We start from the raw sequence: 15784 nt of genomic DNA, 5'->3' as shown, positions 1-15784 counted from the left end.
CACGCCAGTCCCGCCGACCCTTTGTGCAGACTGGCGTCGCGGGTTTGCGGCACTGCATTGGCGGGTGAAAAATAGCCCTCCGCCCCCACCTGTCAAGTCTAGGCAAATTCGATTGGGCCACTATACTTAGCGTCAATCCCGGAGTTGAACACTAGATGTAGTGGTCGCTTTCCGGGATTCTTATTTCAGCGCCACGCGGGGGCGGGCGTACGGCAGGTCGAGCCGGCGCTTGGGGGCTGAGGAAAGGCAGGGGTCTTTTCCGTCTCATTTCTCCGCGTAGCGCAAGGATTCGCCCAGGGTGTTTCACCATCGGCGAGCCAATAAAACGAACGGTTCAACAGGAGTCCACATGCAGACGGCCCAATCCGAAATCCACTCCGGCACCGCCAATCCTTCGCAATTTGCGCAAAGCGCTGGCGGCACGGCCGTGGCCCCCGGCACCGCTTCCGGCGTCAATCTTGCCGACTACAAGATCATTCGCCGCAACGGCGCCGTGGTGAGCTTCGAGCCTTCGAAGATCGCCGTGGCCATGACCAAGGCTTTCCTCGCCGTGAATGGTGGGCAGGGTGCTGCTTCCGCGCGTGTGCGCGAGCTGGTCGACCAACAAACGCAGAACGTCGTGCGCGCACTGCTGCGCAGCCGCCCGAACGGCGGCACGTTCCATATCGAAGACGTGCAGGACCAGGTCGAACTGGCCCTGATGCGTTCGGGCGAGCACGACGTGGCCCGCGCCTACGTGCTGTACCGCGAGCGCCGCGCCCAGGAGCGCGCACAAGCCGGCGAAACCCAGCAGCAACCGGCCTTCATCGGCCTGAACGTGACCGACGGCGGCATCACCCGCCCGCTGGACATGGCGGCACTGCGCAACGTGATCGTCTCGGCCTGCGAAGGTCTGGGCGAAGCGGTGGACTCGGAGCCGATCCTCAAGGAAACGGTCAAGAACCTGTATGAAGGCGTGCCGATGACGCAGGTGTACGACTCGGCCATCCTGGCCTCCCGTACCCTGATCGAAAAGGACCCGGCGTACAGCCAGGTCACGGCGCGCATCCTGCTGCACACGATCCGTCGCGAAATCCTCGGCGAAGAAGTCACGCAAGCGGAAATGAGCACGCGCTACGTCGACTACTTCCCGCAGTTCATCAAGCGCGGCATCAACGCCGAGCTGCTCGACGACAAGCTGGCCCAGTTCGACCTGGCCCGCCTGGGCGCGGCGCTGGATGCCTCGCGCGACTTCCAGTTCAACTACCTCGGCCTGCAGACGCTGTACGACCGCTACTTCCTGCACATCAACGAAACCCGCATCGAGATGCCGCAGGCGTTCTTCATGCGTGTGGCGATGGGCCTGGCGCTGAACGAAATCGACCGCGAAGCCCGCGCCATCGAGTTCTACCAGCTGCTGTCGTCGTTCGACTTCATGTCGAGCACGCCGACGCTGTTCAACTCGGGCACGCGTCGCTCGCAGCTGTCGTCGTGCTACCTGACCACCGTGTCGGATGACCTGGACGGCATTTACGAAGCGCTGAAGGAAAACGCGCTGCTCTCCAAGTTTGCCGGCGGCCTGGGCAACGACTGGACCAACGTGCGCGCACTCGGCTCGCACATCAAGGGTACGAACGGCAAGTCGCAAGGCGTGGTGCCGTTCCTGAAGGTGGTCAACGACACGGCCGTGGCCGTGAACCAGGGCGGCAAGCGCAAGGGCGCCGTCTGCGCGTACCTGGAAACGTGGCACCTGGACATCGAAGAATTCCTGGAGCTGCGCAAGAACACCGGCGACGACCGCCGCCGCACGCACGACATGAACACGGCCAACTGGATTCCGGACCTGTTCATGAAGCGCGTGATGGAAGGTGGCGAGTGGACGCTGTTCTCGCCGTCCACCTGCCCGGACCTGCACGACAAGGTCGGCAAGGCGTTCGAGCAGGCCTACCTGGCCTACGAAGACAAGGTCGCGCGCGGCGAGATCAAGCTCTTCAAGAAGATGCCGGCGCTGCAACTCTGGCGCAAGATGCTGGGCATGCTGTTCGAAACCGGCCACCCGTGGATCACGTTCAAGGATCCGTGCAACATCCGCAGCCCGCAGCAGCACGTGGGCGTGGTGCACAGCTCCAACCTGTGCACGGAAATCACGCTGAACACCAACGACAGCGAAATCGCCGTGTGCAACCTGGGTTCGGTCAACCTGGTCGCTCACCTGGTCAAGCAGGCCGACGGCAGCGTGGTGCTCGATCACGAGAAGCTGAAGAAGACCGTGCGCACCGCCATGCGCATGCTCGACAACGTGATCGACATCAACTACTACGCGGTCAAGAAGGCACGGGACTCGAACCTGCGCCACCGTCCGGTCGGTATGGGCATCATGGGCTTCCAGGACGCGCTGCACGTGCTGCGCGTGCCGTATGCCAGCGAGGCAGCGGTGCAGTTTGCCGACACGTCGATGGAAGCCGTGTGCTACTACGCCTACTGGGCGTCGACCGAGCTGGCAGAAGAGCGTGGCCGCTACAGCAGCTACAAGGGCTCGCTGTGGGATCGCGGCATCCTGCCGCAAGACTCGCTCAAGCTGCTGGCCGAAGAGCGCGGCGGCTACCTCGAAGCCGACATGTCGTCGACGATGGACTGGGACAGCCTGCGCGGCCGCATCAAGCAGTACGGCATGCGCAACTCGAACTGCGTGGCGATCGCCCCGACGGCGACGATCTCCAACATCATCGGCGTGTCTGCTTGCATCGAGCCGACGTACCAGAACCTGTACGTCAAGTCGAACCTGTCGGGCGAGTTCACGGTGGTCAACGACTACCTGGTGCGCGACCTGAAGGCACGCGGCCTGTGGGACGAAGTGATGGTCGCCGACCTGAAGTACTTCGACGGCTCGCTGGCCCGCATCGACCGCATCCCGCAAGACCTGCGCGACCTGTACGCAACGGCCTTCGAAGTGGAACCGCAATGGCTGGTGGAAGCTGCATCGCGCCGCCAGAAGTGGATCGACCAGGCGCAATCGCTGAACATCTACATGGCCGGCGCGTCGGGCAAGAAGCTGGACGACACGTACAAGCTGGCGTGGCTGCGTGGCCTGAAGACCACGTATTACCTGCGCACGATCGGCGCCACGCACGTCGAGAAGTCGACCGTGTCGCGCGGCACGCTCAATGCGGTGTCGTCGGGTAGCGATGTAGGCGGTGTATCGGCTGCGGGTGCGTCCGGCGTGACATCGGCCGCGCCGACGAGCGCGCTAGATGCCGCTGCCGCCACCGCCCAGGCGATGCCGGAAGCCGAAGGCGCCGTGTGCACGATGCGTCCGGGCGACCCCGGTTTCGAGGAATGCGAAGCCTGCCAATAAGTCAAAACAGTGTCTGAGGTTGCTCCCGCGCAAGCGGGGGCGCCGGGATCTGCACGACACTGGACTCGCGCTCCGAAAGAGCGGGAGCGACGCGCAAAGAATTAGGAGAAACACATATGCTGAGCTGGGACGACGACGTCAAACCTGCCGCACAACCCTCGGCTGCGCCGCAGCCGGTGTACCAACCGCAGCCGCAGCTGCAAACGGCCACCGCCGATCAGGGCGGCGTGCTGCCCCCGTCGGCCACGCAGGCCGCCGGCACGGGCATCCTCGGCAACAATCCGAACGCCGCTGCCGCACAGAGCAACCGCCGTGTGAACGCTGCCGACAAGCGCGTCATCAATGGCGCGACCGACGTCAACCAGTTGGTGCCGTTCAAGTACAAGTGGGCCTGGGAAAAGTACCTGGCCGGCTGCGCGAACCACTGGATGCCGCAGGAAATCAACATGTCCCGCGACATCGCCCTGTGGAAAGACCCGAACGGTCTGACCGAAGACGAGCGCCGCATCATCAAGCGCAACCTGGGCTTTTTCGTGACGGCCGACTCGCTGGCCGCCAACAACATCGTGCTGGGAACGTACCGCCAGATCACCGCGCCGGAATGCCGCCAGTACCTGCTGCGCCAGGCGTTTGAAGAGGCGATCCACACGCACGCGTACCAGTACATCGTTGAATCGCTGGGCCTGAACGAGGCCGAGATCTTCAACGCGTACCACGAGGTGCAGTCGATCCGCGACAAGGACGAGTTCCTGATCCCGTTCATCGACACGCTGACCGATCCGTCGTTCAAGACCGGCACGCCCGAGAACGACCAGAAGCTGCTGAAGTCGCTCATCGTCTTCGCCTGCATCATGGAAGGCCTGTTCTTCTACGTCGGCTTCACGCAGATCCTGGCGATGGGCCGTCAGAACAAGATGACCGGCGCTGCCGAGCAGTACCAGTACATCCTGCGCGACGAGTCGCTGCACTGCAATTTCGGTATCGACCTCATCAACCAGATCAAGCTGGAGAACCCGCACCTCTGGACGGCCGAGTTCAAGGCCGAGATCACGGAGCTGTTCAAGAAGGCCGTCGACCTGGAATACCGCTACGCAGAAGACACCATGCCGCGCGGTGTGCTGGGCCTGAACGCACCGATGTTCAAGGGCTACCTGCGCTTCATCTGCAACCGCCGCTGCCAGCAGATCGGCCTGGACGCGCTGTTCCCGAACGAAGAAAACCCGTTCCCGTGGATGAGCGAAATGATCGACCTGAAGAAGGAGCGCAACTTCTTCGAGACGCGCGTGATCGAGTACCAGACCGGCGGCGCGCTGTCCTGGGAGTGATCTGAGCTAGCCGCTCGACACTCGTTCGACCCGGCATCAACGTAGACAGGCGACGCACCACGCGTCGCCTGTTTGCATTTGGGGCGATCGATTCACGTGCGTGCGATTGCGCCGCGCCTGTCAGACATGGCAGGCTGCGGCAATCACTGCACCGGATCCCGCCATGACGGTCGAAGCCTTCTTCTCGCAGACCTACGATGAAGCTCGCGGCAAGTTCCTCGCTGCTGCGCAGGCCCGGGGGCTCCGCATCGAGCGCCATCTGCATCCGGATGCGGTCGGGCCATCCGGCGAGCAGCTTTCCATCGACACTGCGCTGCTTGCGCCCGCGCAGGCTGAAGCGCTGCTGATCGTCACATCCGGCGTCCATGGCGTGGAGGGGTTCTGTGGCTCCGGTTGCCAGACCGGCTTGCTGCAAGACGATGAACTCTTCGCGCGGCTGGCATCTGCCAAGGTCGCGCTGCTGCTGGTGCACGCGGTCAATCCGTATGGGTTTGCGCACTTGCGGCGCGTGAATGAAGACAACGTTGATCTGAACCGCAACAGCGTCGACTTTGCGGAGGCCGCTTCCGCCAATCCGGCCTACCTGGAAGTCGATCCGCTCCTGCTGCCGCACACATGGCCGCCCAGCCAGGCCGACCAGGCAGCGTTGCAGCACTACATGGTCACCCGCGGCGAGAAAGCCCTGCAAGACGCCGCAACGAGCGGCCAATACCGCGTGCCGGACGGCATGTTCTACGGCGGCCGCGCGCCGTGCTGGAGCACGCTGCAGATGCGCGGGATCGTGTCGCGGCATGCGGCAGCCATGTCGCAGCTGGTGTGGATCGATCTGCATACCGGGCTCGGCCACTACGGCCACGGCGAGAAGATCTTCAACAGCCCTGATCCCGCCGAACTTGAACGCGCCATGCGCACGTGGGGCGCCGATGTCCGGCCGATTGCCGCCGCCGGTTCGGTCTCTTCGGTGGTCAAGGGCGATCTCGTGGGCATCGCCTACGAACTGCTGCCCGGCATCGAAAAGACCTGCGTCACGCTGGAGTTCGGCACGCTCGCGCCGCTGGCAGTGCTGCAGGCGCTGCGGGCGGACCACTGGCTGCATCGCCATCCGGAGCAGGGCGCCGCGCAGCGGGCCGGCATCCGCCAAGCGCTACGTGATGCCTTCTATTGCGACGTGCCGGAATGGAAGGGGATGGTCTACGCGCAGACGCGCATGGCTGTATTGCAAGCCGTGGCGCGGTGTTCCGGCTAGCCTTGGACGGGCTTGGGAGCCCGCACCGTCAGCGCGCATCCGGCCGACGCAGCGATGATGGCCAGGATCGCCACCCACTGGCGCCCGGTGAGTTGCTCCTGCAGCACGATCGCCCCTGCCAGGGCGCCGATGGCGGGCTCCAGGCTCAGCAGCACGGAAAACGTCTTGCCCGGCAGATGCTTGAGCGCCACCATCTCGAGCGAATACGGAATCGCGCTTGAGAGCAGCCCGATCCCGAGTCCCGCCAGAATGAGCGAGGGTGCGAGCAACGCCGACCCCGCCTGCGCCACGCCAAACGGAATCGCAAACAGCGCACCGACCACCATGCCGATCGACGTCGCCTGGCCCGCATGCAGGCCACCGAGGTTCTTGCCCGTCAGGATGTAGAGCGCCCAGCACACGCCGGCGGCCAGCGCATAAATAGCGCCCAGGTGGTCGACCTGTCCGACCGACTTGTCGGCCACCGTCAGCATCAGCAGGCCAGCCACCGCTAGCCCGATCCACACGAAATCCAGCGCCCGGCGCGACAGCAGCACGGCCAGCACCAGCGGCCCCGTGAACTCGATGGCGATTGCAATGCCGATCGGCAGCCGCTGCAGCGACAGGTAGAACAGCAGGTTCATGCTCGCCAGCGTGACGCCGTACAGCGCGATGCTGCCCGCATCTGCGCGGCTCAGGTGCAGGCGCCATGGCCGCCAGAACGCCAGCAGGATCACCGCGCCGATCGTCACCCGATACGTGACCGTGCCCGCGGCGCCCAGCACCGGAAACAGCGTCTTGGCAAACGAGTTGCCGAGGCACACGGAGGCCATCGAGCCCATCAGCGCGAGGATGGGCATCCAGGGGGAGGTCGTCGTCGTGGAAGTGGCGGAGGCGGAAGCAGCGGAAGACATGAGCGACAGCGGAGGCGCAGCAGAGAACGCCACAGCATAGCCGCGCACCGCCGAGAAATCGTTGCGTTCTCGGCGGCGTGGGCGTCGCTTTTTATCGAATTGGCAGGCTTACAGGGCGGCTGCGCTGGGGCGGATCACGTCGATCAGCAGCACGCGCTGGCCTTCGCGTTCGCCATCGGGGCGCGGGGTCACGCCACGCTGCGGGCGCGGTGCAGCGAGCGGTGCCGGATCTTCGGCGCTCATGCCGAAGACGGCCAGCTTGGACGCCGCAATACGCTGCAGCGTGCCGCGCACGCCGGGCACGTCGAGGTCTTCGGGGTCGAAGCCGGTGGTGGCCGTCCAGTCGTCGCGGGCGATGTCCTGCAGGCCGTTGGCCATCTCGAACTGCAACGACGCGCCAAAGCCTTTCTGCAGCGAGTGCGAGCCGAGCAGGTATTCCGCCGTCAGGAAGCCGCGCAGCCGCGTCCAGAACGCCAGCGAACTGATGTTGCCGCTCTTGAGCGCGTGGCTCGGGGCGACTTCCCAGCTGTGGTCGAGCAGCTTGTTGATGAGGCGGCCCCACGTCGGGACGTCGGTGCCGGCGGAACAGTCTTCGCCGGGGCCTTCCGGCCGTGCGAGCTGACGCAGCAGGCCGGTGAACGAACCAGAGGTGGGAGCGCCAGCCGCTTGCGGGCCGGAAGGCCAGCGCCATTGCAGCGGCGAAGCCGGGCGTGCGCCCGGCCATTGCGCATGCTGTTGCAGGCCCGTGCAGGGCGTCAGGTAGCGCCATTGGCGCTGGTCGCGGCCGACGCGGCGCAGCGGGTCCAACTCGGCCGACAAATCGAACTTGCCCAGGAAGGTGGCGTTGCGCGACTTGATCGGCGAGCGCGCATAGACGTTGAAATCGGGCCAGCCTTCGTACAGGTTGATCTGCGGCAGGGCGTGGTGTTTGTCGAGCGCATCGTCGGGCTGGTCGATGCGGCGGCTGGTGAGAAACAGCGCGCGGCAATCGAGCGTCGGCACCGCGCCGCGCACGCGCATCAGGACGAGCAGATCGCCGAATTCCGCTGGGCGCGATTCTGCGCGCGCGGGATACGCATGCGGTTGCTCTTCAGGCCAGAAAGTGGTGAGGCGCAGGGCCGATCCCGGGAACGCACCGCGCAGTCCTTGCCGGAGCAAGCGTAGGCCGTCGGGGTGGCGCAGGATGCGCAGGACGGACAGGTCGTCGCGCAACGTGGCGTCGGGGTGGGGCGCGCGGCCGCCGTGCTCTGCGGCCAGCGCAAAACGCCACAGCGCGGTATCGCTGGCCAGATCGTGTGCAGCGACATCGCGCACCGCAGTGGAGCGGCCGCCGGACATCGGCTCATGGGCGCCGCCGGCGGGGTCTCCTGCTCCGGCATAGACGCTGGTGGTCGACCCGGCAATCGCGCCAAAAAGGCCCCTCAATGGCGGCCGGTTGCGCTCGGGCATGGCTATTCCAACTTGGTTTTATCGGTTCTCTGGCGCGCAGCATAGCACCATGCGACACGTCAGAGAACGGCACGGCGCCCCTCCCCTCGTTGGGGAATCAGGCGTGCAATCTCGGCGGTCAGGGCCGCGCGGGTTCGCGACGCCACACCGGTGTAACGGCGATGGAGAGGGCTTCTTTAATGGCGATGCCGTGCGCGCGCTGTGCAGATTTCCGTAAAAAAGAAGGCGCCGGCTTGCACCGGCGCCTGAAGAGACGGCGCCCGCCCAGAGGGAGGGCACCGCCGCGCGTTGGGATGTCTTGCTAGCTTTCGCTATCGGCGGGCGATCACTGCTCGCGAATCCAGGTCTGCGTACGGCCCAGCAGGCTGATGCCCAGGAAGCCGCGCACGTTCAGTTTCTGACCGTCTTCCGACAGCGACATCTTCGCGCTGTAGACCTTGCCGTTTTCCGGATCCAGGATCTGACCGCCATCCCAGTTGTTGTTGCCGTTCGCCTTCAGGCCCGTCAGGATCGTCAGGCCTTTGATCGGCTGGTCCTTGCGGTCGTCCGTGCACTTGGTGCAGGTCTTGTTCTCGTCGCCAGGCACCAGGATCTTGGTGACCTTGCCCGTGAACGTGCCGCCGTTGTCGACGATCGTCACTTCGCCTTTTTGTTTGCCCGTGTTGTCGTCGATGGTCTTCCAGGTACCGGCGGGGGTGGCTTGCGCGAAGGTGCTGCCAGCTGCCAGTGCGAGGGCCAGTGCGCCAGCCAGGCGCGCGAGAGTGTGGGGGGTATGTTGCATCGTGGAGTCTCCTTGTTGTCAGGCAAAAAAATTGGTGAGGGCTGATCGGTGATGCCAGCGCAGGGATCAATGCGCGCTCAACGCACCGGTCAGGGGTGACAGCGGATTGCTGCCGGAGCCGCCGGCGGCGTTCGTGACGCCACCCAGCGCATTAGTGATCGGGGCGAGCGGGTTGCCGCTGCCGGCGGCGCCGGTCAGTGCGCTCGTGACCGGCGCCAGCGGATTGCTGCCGCCACCCGACAGCGCACCCGTCACCGGGGCGAGCGGATTGCTGCCACCGCCGAGGCCGCCGCCCAGCGCGCCGGTGATCGGCGCCAGCGGATTCGTCGAGCCGCCGCCGCTGCCGCCGTTGACCAGGCCGCCGGCACTCGCCACCGTGCCGCCAACAGCGCCGACCACACCGCCCACGTCACGCGTGAGCGGGTTGCCGCCGGCTGCGCCGACTTGCGCGCCGGCACTCTGCAGGCCGCCGCCCACTGTATTCAGCGCACCGGCCAGCGGGCCGCCGAGCATCGTCGCGCTGCCGACCGTCTGCGTGCCGTTCACGAGCTGCGACGACAGCGGCACGATCGCGTTGCTGGTCTGCTGCGTGATCTGCTGCACCGGGCCGCTCGACGTGCCAATCGTGACGAGCCCGCCAGCACCCTGCATCACCTGGCCCAGCGCGGACACACCGCTGCCCACCGGCGACGTCACCGGATTCAGCGGCGCCAGCGGGCTGCCGGCGGCACCCAGATCCGAGACGGTCTGCCCCGCGTTGCCGACCGTCACCCCGGCGGAGCGGATCACGTCACCCGAGCTTTGCACCGTGGTGCCGACCGGGTCCGGTGTCGAGCCGATCTTGCCGAGCCCATTGCTGATGCCGCCGCCCAATGTCTGCACCGTGTTGCCGGCCGAGGTGACGGTCGCACCCAGATCCTTCTGCGCCGCCGTGCCGCCGATGACGGGCACCGACGCCGTGCCGATGGTCGTGCCGAGATCGCTGACCGTCTTGCCGGTCTGCGTGACGACGTTGCCACCGCCGCCGGCGACGTTGCCGACCGGTACCGCGCCGGGATCGTTGTTGGCGGACGACGACGGTGTCGTATCGCCGTTCGGGTTGCCTCCCGAAGCGCAACCGGCCAGCGTCAGCACGGCCACTGCAGCTGCCGCCAGCAGCGTGCGCGATGCTGAAACCATCGACAGCGAATCGGAGGAAGAAGCGTGGAGCGGGTTCTGAATCTTCATGGTGAGTCTCCTTGTAAGCGCGGCCCGTACCGCGTGTCACCGCCGGGTCAGAAGAACGCGCATCTGGCGTCCAGCGGGTTGCATCCGCCTGCGTTTGCCGTCGAATGCAAAGAAAGTTCTACCGAGCGGTGGCTAGTGATGCGCGCCGGATGTCACACCCGACAGCACACCGCCAACCAAACCGCCCACCGTTGTACTGACGCCGCTCAATCCGCCCAGCGGACCTGCCGCGGCGCCGCCGCTGCCGACTGCGCCAACCGAGCCGAGCGCGCCAGCACCAGGCAACCCCGCCGTCAACGAACTGACGGCCGTCGTGACCGGCGCCAGCGCACCACCGAGCGCACCGTTCAACGCACCTGCCGGAGCACTGCCCGTTGCCGATGGCGTCGCCGGTGCGACCACCGTCGATAGCCCACTGGTGAGCGATCCGAGCGCGCCCACCGTGTTGCCCAGCGTCGACACCAGCGCATCGCCCTTGCCGGCCGTCGTGATCGTGCGTCCCTCGCTGCCGAGCGCACCACCCAGCGTCGCCAGCACGTTGCTCACCGGAGCGCCCAATCCTGTTGCGGCCCCCACGGCTTGCGTGGTGGAAGTCAACGCGCTGGTGAGCGGCACGATGGCGGTGATGGTGGTGGTCGTCAGTTGTTCGACAGGGCCGGTCAGCGTCGCGATGGGCGTGTTGCCGGTCGAGCCGGTGCCACCCGTTGCATTGCTGCCGTTGCTGCTGCCGTTCGACCACGTGGGCGAACTCGATGCCGCGATCGCCGGCTTGGATTGCGAATCGCTGCCGCCGCCAAGCGAGGCGCCCATGTCGCCGCTGCCCGAATTCGCGCAACCGGCCAACATGGCGAGCGATGCCGTCGCCAGCATGCACTGCATGAACAGTCCGCACTTCGGCGGATTCGATTTCGACAAGAACGCTCGATCGCGCATCTTGTGCCTCCACTACTCAGAACAGAACGCTTGTTGGCCCCCTTCTGTCTTGCGCTCTTTGCTCGTCGGGTTTGTCGTCGTCAGCCATGTGGGGTTGGCGACGACCTCCCTGTCTTGTCACGGGCCACGCGCAGGCCCGTGCCACACCGCGCGATCGATGCCGTGCTGATGTGGTGAGCGGATCGTGAAGTGAAACCGAATGGCATGACAATCAGCGCCAACCTGACACCCGGATTTGCGGTCGCAGCAATTTGGGAGATCGATCCCGAATAAAACGTCGCTGCAAGCCATTCTTCGGACGGCAGGGGCGCAGCAAAAATGGCCCGTGGATTGCCGTAGAACAATCCTTCTATCGTCGTAAAACAGCGTCGTTTCAAACGCGATTGCGTGAAGTTTTCAGCGGTTGCTGAGCAGGGTTTTCCCGCGATCGACGCTCGGATGAGCACGTGCGGGTCGCGCTATCGACGTCGTGCGCGCATGCAGTTCGGCATCGTCACGATCCGATGTCAGCGTCGCATGCATCGGCATCCATCCCGCGTGCGCGGATCGATGTCGCGCTCATGCACGCGTCGATGCTTCGGCCCATCGCGGCGACCTCGCGCATCGGATGCGCGGCACGCGATTTGCGGGTGCTGCACGCATGCAGTCGGTCTTCGCAATCGCATCGACATCGCGCGGTGGCGATCGAAGGTGAGCGCGATGTGTCAGCAGCGTCGATCGACATCCTTCGCACGTCGATATGCACGCGTCGATCGCACTGATCGCCCGCGTATCGACGTGTTCAGTGCGAAAAATTCGCGCGCGTTGTCGCATCTACGCATCGTTTTTTTCGACGCGCATCGCGCAGCTCGCGCGTCGTCGCGCACGACGATGCCGAATACGCACGAGCCGCGCGCACGAGTTCGTGATGCACACGCGCACAACGTCGCGTGTTGCTGTAAACCGGCATGAACACTGGGTTTGCGGGACGCGTGTGTCAACACGGAGCAACGTCGCAACGTGATGTCACGACGCAAGAAAATGCGCATTCGCGACAGCGATCTGCGCGCATGCGCGATGCGAATCGCAGCGACGCACAGACGCAGCGCAATCCTTCACCAAAACTCGCCGCGCTTTTTGCATAAATCTCTTAACATCACCGCGCAAACGAATTATGATTCGCCTTGACAAGACGTTGACTTCGATGCAAGGGACCTTCGCGCGATCAACGACGATGAAGTTCCAAGCGGCAAGTGAAAGGTAGTCGAGGAGCGTAACCACTTTGATGCACGCCACGCCGACAGGGCTGTTTGAACTCGGTGCCGTCTCTGCGATCCCCCCGTCGGGATGGGCGTACTACCCCCAAAAGAAAACGCGCGCTCTCCAGTTTTTCGCTGTCCGCAAAGTCACGCTGCAAGCGGCTTTGCGGTCTACGCAGCGATTCGCGCAAGATCAGATTTCGACCGGTGTGGCCACGATGCCCCGGTCCTCTCAATTGATGAAGACTCGCCGGATGCATTCTGTCCGGCCGACTGCGGCTGCGCTCGTGCGCGCAACCGGGGCGTGCAACTTGCTGCGTGTGTGCACCGCGCAAGTCGCAGATCTTCCTACCGAATTCATTAGCGTGCGACTGCCGTTTGGTGGCGCGCCGATGAATCGCTCGCTCGGTTGGTCTGGCGGTGCCAATGCATCGTGGGATCGGGCCGGTCGGGTTGCTCAATCTCGATAGTTCGATACCCAATCTTGAAGGAGTTTCCCATGGCAACTGCTGCTAAGAAGAAACCGGCCGCCAAGGCCCCGGCCAAGAAGGCCGCTGCAAAGAAGGCTCCGGCCGCCAAGAAGGCTGCTGCAAAGAAGGCTGCTCCGGCCGCTAAGAAGGCCCCGGCCAAGAAGGTTGCAGCTAAGAAGGTCGCTGCCAAGAAGGCTCCGGCCAAGAAAGCTGCAGTGAAGAAGGTTGCAGCCAAGAAGGCTCCGGCCAAGAAAGCTGCAGTGAAGAAGGTTGCAGCGAAGAAGGCCCCGGCCAAGAAAGCTGCAGTGAAGAAGGTTGCAGCCAAGAAGGCTCCGGCCAAGAAAGCCGCAGTGAAGAAGGTTGCGGCCAAGAAGGCCCCGGCTGCCAAGAAGGCTGCTGCCAAGCCTGCTGCGAAGAAGGCTGCTGCGAAGAAGGCCCCGGCTGCCAAGAAGGCTGCCGCCAAGCCTGCTGCGAAGAAGGCTCCGGCCAAGAAGGCCGTCGCCAAGCCCGCTGCTGCTCCGGCCGCTGCACCTGCTGCACCCGCTGCCAAGACCGCGCTGAACCCGGCTGCGGCATGGCCGTTCCCGACCGGCAACCGTCCGTAAGTCATTCTGACGACGGTGATCCTCCGGGACCACAGCGGCGCGCAAGTCGCGCCCACCTGATCGGATACTGCGTATCCGGTCCGCAAGGCCTTGGTGTCTTGCACCGCCCGCCGATCGGCTCACGCCCCGGCGGGCTTTTTCTTGCTCGCGCGTGCGCATACGTTTCTCGCGAGCATAAAAAAACCGCACCGGCGCGATGCCTATGCGGTATTTCCGATGAACCCTCGGCCTATCAGCCGAGTGCGCTCGATCAGTGCGTGACGCGCGTCACGCCGCCCGATGACAGCAGGCGCACGCGCTCGCCAGGGCGGAACGCCTCGTCCGCGTCTTGCGTGATGGCGCGGTACTCGCCGTTGTCGAGCTTGACGGTGATTTCGAGGCCAGGCCGCTTGTTCATCTGACCTTCGAGCGCGCTGCCTGCAACGCCGCCGAGAATCGCACCGAGCACACCCGCCGCCACCGAGCCGTTGCCGCGCCCGATGGCTGCAGCCGAACCGATGCCGCCGATCGCGCCGCCGGCAATGGTGCCAACGCCGGTCTGCTCACGATCGATCACGACATTGCGCACGGAATCTACCGTACCGAAGCGCACGGTCTGCTCGCGCTGCGCCTGCCCCGAGGTGTAGGCGCTGTTGGAGTTGGTGCCCATGGCGCAGCCTTGCAGGCCAAGGGCGGCGACCAGCAGAGTCGCGGCGCCGATGCGATAGATGGGTTTCATGTTCGTTCCTTATTGATACCGATACCCGAAAGCGGATTCAAAGCGTCGCGCAATCTCGTCGACGGGCAGGCCGTGATTCTGCGGGCCTTGGCAAGCGATCTTGAGTGAGCCCATCAGGCTGGCGAGGCGGCCGGTGGTATCCCAGTCCAGGCCATTCTCGATGCCGTAGAGCAGGCCGCCGCGGAAGGCGTCGCCGCATCCGGTCGGGTCGACCACACGTTCGGCCGGCACGACCGGAATAGTGTACTGCTTGCCGCCGGCGTAAATCTCCGCCCCTTCTTCCCCGCGCGTGACGATGTAAGCTTCGACGCGCTGCGCAAGTTCTGCCGCACTGTAGCCCGTGCGTGACAGCATGACCTGCGCTTCGTAGTCATTGACCACCACGTAGCTGGCGAGTTCAACGAAGTGGCGCAGGTCGGCGCCGTCAAACAGCGGCATTGCCTGGCCCAAATCGAAGATGAAAGGCACGCCCGATTCGGCAAATTGGGTGGCGTGGTGGAGCATGCCTTCGCGGCTGTCGGGGCCCACCAGGCCGAGCCTTGCCGGCAGTGCATTCTTGACCGAATTGATGCTCGAATGGCTCATCGCGCCTGGGTGGAAGGCGGTGATCTGGTTGTTGTCGCGGTCGGTCGTGATCATCGCCTGCGCGGTGAACGTGTCCGGAACCTCCGTGATATGCGCCGTCGAGATGCCGAGCTTTTTCAGGTAGTCCAGATACGGGCCCGCATCCTGGCCGACCGTGCCCATGATGATGGGCTCGCCGCCGAGCATCTTCAGCGTGTAGGCGATGTTGCCTGCGCAGCCACCGAACTCGCGGCGCATGGTCGGCACCAGAAACGAGACGTTCAGGATGTGGATTTTGTCGGGCAGGATGTGTTCGCGGAAGTGTCCGTCGAACGTCATGATGGTGTCGTAGGCAACCGAGCCGCAGATCACGCTGGCCATATTCAAGCACTCCAGATATGACGCGGCCGCCCAGTGGACGGCCGTGTGATGAACGAGAGACCGAAAGCCGGTCTCGATGCAGTCAGTTCAGCTTACTTCAGCGCAGCCAGGGCGGCGTCGTAGTTCGGCTCGTCCTTGATCTCGGGCACGAGTTGCGAGTACAGGACGGTGTCGTTGGCGTCGAGCACGACCACGGCGCGGGCGGTCACGCCAGCCAGCGGGCCCGACGTGATGTCGACGCCGTAGGCTTGCTTGAAACCCTTGTCGCGGAAGGTCGACAGCGGCTTCACGTTTGCGATGCCTTCGGTGGTGCAGAAGCGGCCGGCTGCGAACGGCAGGTCGGCGGAGATGGACAGCACGACCGTGTTATCCAGCTTGGCGGCGGCTTCGTTGAACTTGCGCGTGGAGGTGGCGCACACCGGGGTGTCCAGGCTCGGCACGATGTTCAGAACCTTGCGCTTGCCGGCAAAGTCAGCGAGCGAGACGTCCTTCAGGTCTGCGCCGACCAGCGTGAATGCCGGAGCCTTCGAGCCTGCGGTCGGGAATTGGCCGCCGACTTCGATCGGGTTGCCGCCAAGGGTCACGTTTGCCATGGTGTTACTCCTTCCTTTGATGCGTGT

13 protein-coding genes are annotated in these 15784 nt (G+C 64.8%); 4 read left to right on the top strand and 9 right to left on the bottom strand.

Going from position 1 to position 15784, the window contains the following annotated elements; genetic code table 11:
* Positions 1-349 precede the first annotated feature (349 nt).
* The 3 genes from R2676_RS03345 to R2676_RS03335 all read left to right on the top strand — a co-directional run bounded on the left by R2676_RS03345 (position 350) and on the right by R2676_RS03335 (position 5905).
* The gene (locus R2676_RS03345) at positions 350-3334 is read left to right on the top strand and encodes a ribonucleoside-diphosphate reductase subunit alpha (RefSeq protein ID WP_206272194.1); all 2985 of its coding nucleotides are present in this window, start codon (positions 350-352) and stop codon (positions 3332-3334) included.
* Positions 3335-3450: 116 nt separating this feature from the next.
* Complete coding sequence (locus R2676_RS03340) at positions 3451-4659, top strand: ribonucleotide-diphosphate reductase subunit beta (protein WP_102066852.1); 1209 nt, start codon at positions 3451-3453, stop codon at positions 4657-4659.
* Positions 4660-4822: 163 nt separating this feature from the next.
* Complete coding sequence (locus R2676_RS03335) at positions 4823-5905, top strand: M14 family metallopeptidase (protein ID WP_206272192.1); 1083 nt, start codon at positions 4823-4825, stop codon at positions 5903-5905.
* On the opposite strand, the gene R2676_RS03330 is transcribed toward R2676_RS03335, so the two are convergent.
* The 6 genes from R2676_RS03330 to R2676_RS03305 form a co-directional block, all read right to left on the bottom strand.
* Positions 5902-6798: an EamA family transporter gene (locus R2676_RS03330; protein WP_206272191.1), complete on the bottom strand. Its 897-nt coding sequence runs from the start codon at positions 6796-6798 to the stop codon at positions 5902-5904. The two genes, R2676_RS03335 and R2676_RS03330, sit on opposite strands and share 4 nt — an antisense overlap.
* 108 nt (positions 6799-6906) lie before the next feature.
* Positions 6907-8247: a peroxidase gene (locus R2676_RS03325; protein WP_206272190.1), complete on the bottom strand. Its 1341-nt coding sequence runs from the start codon at positions 8245-8247 to the stop codon at positions 6907-6909.
* A gap of 325 nt (positions 8248-8572) precedes the next feature.
* Positions 8573-9028, bottom strand: coding sequence for a DUF2147 domain-containing protein (locus R2676_RS03320; protein WP_206272189.1), 456 nt, complete (start codon positions 9026-9028; stop codon positions 8573-8575).
* 66 nt (positions 9029-9094) lie between these two features.
* The gene (locus R2676_RS03315) at positions 9095-10255 is read right to left on the bottom strand and encodes a collagen-like triple helix repeat-containing protein (RefSeq protein ID WP_316856591.1); all 1161 of its coding nucleotides are present in this window, start codon (positions 10253-10255) and stop codon (positions 9095-9097) included.
* A gap of 132 nt (positions 10256-10387) precedes the next feature.
* Positions 10388-11188 carry a collagen-like triple helix repeat-containing protein gene (locus R2676_RS03310; RefSeq protein ID WP_206274318.1) on the bottom strand — a complete coding sequence of 267 codons (801 nt, stop codon included), beginning with the start codon at positions 11186-11188 and terminating at the stop codon, positions 10388-10390.
* A 493-nt stretch (positions 11189-11681) separates the two neighbouring features.
* The gene (locus R2676_RS03305) at positions 11682-11912 is read right to left on the bottom strand and encodes a hypothetical protein (protein ID WP_206274317.1); all 231 of its coding nucleotides are present in this window, start codon (positions 11910-11912) and stop codon (positions 11682-11684) included.
* A 1013-nt stretch (positions 11913-12925) separates the two neighbouring features.
* Here R2676_RS03305 and R2676_RS03300 point away from each other — a divergent pair.
* On the top strand, positions 12926-13501 hold the full coding sequence (locus tag R2676_RS03300) for a histone H1-like DNA-binding protein (RefSeq protein ID WP_004632965.1): 576 nt from the start codon (positions 12926-12928) through the stop codon (positions 13499-13501).
* A gap of 250 nt (positions 13502-13751) precedes the next feature.
* On the opposite strand, the gene R2676_RS03295 is transcribed toward R2676_RS03300, so the two are convergent.
* The 3 genes from R2676_RS03295 to tpx form a co-directional block, all read right to left on the bottom strand.
* Entirely contained in the window at positions 13752-14219 is a 468-nt protein-coding gene (locus R2676_RS03295; RefSeq protein ID WP_009241557.1) for an outer membrane lipoprotein, read from the bottom strand.
* A gap of 9 nt (positions 14220-14228) precedes the next feature.
* Positions 14229-15164, bottom strand: a complete 936-nt coding sequence (locus tag R2676_RS03290; protein ID WP_147214585.1) for a carbohydrate kinase family protein — start codon at positions 15162-15164, stop codon at positions 14229-14231.
* 92 nt (positions 15165-15256) lie between these two features.
* Entirely contained in the window at positions 15257-15757 is a 501-nt protein-coding gene (gene tpx, locus R2676_RS03285) for a thiol peroxidase (protein ID WP_027680357.1), read from the bottom strand.
* Positions 15758-15784: the final 27 nt, after the last annotated feature.

It is taken from the genome of Ralstonia flatus (assembly GCF_958439105.1).
Lineage (GTDB): Bacteria > Pseudomonadota > Gammaproteobacteria > Burkholderiales > Burkholderiaceae > Ralstonia > Ralstonia flatus.
The sequence above is the reverse complement of the archived record's forward strand: the minus strand, read 5'-3'. Positions and strand labels throughout refer to the sequence as shown.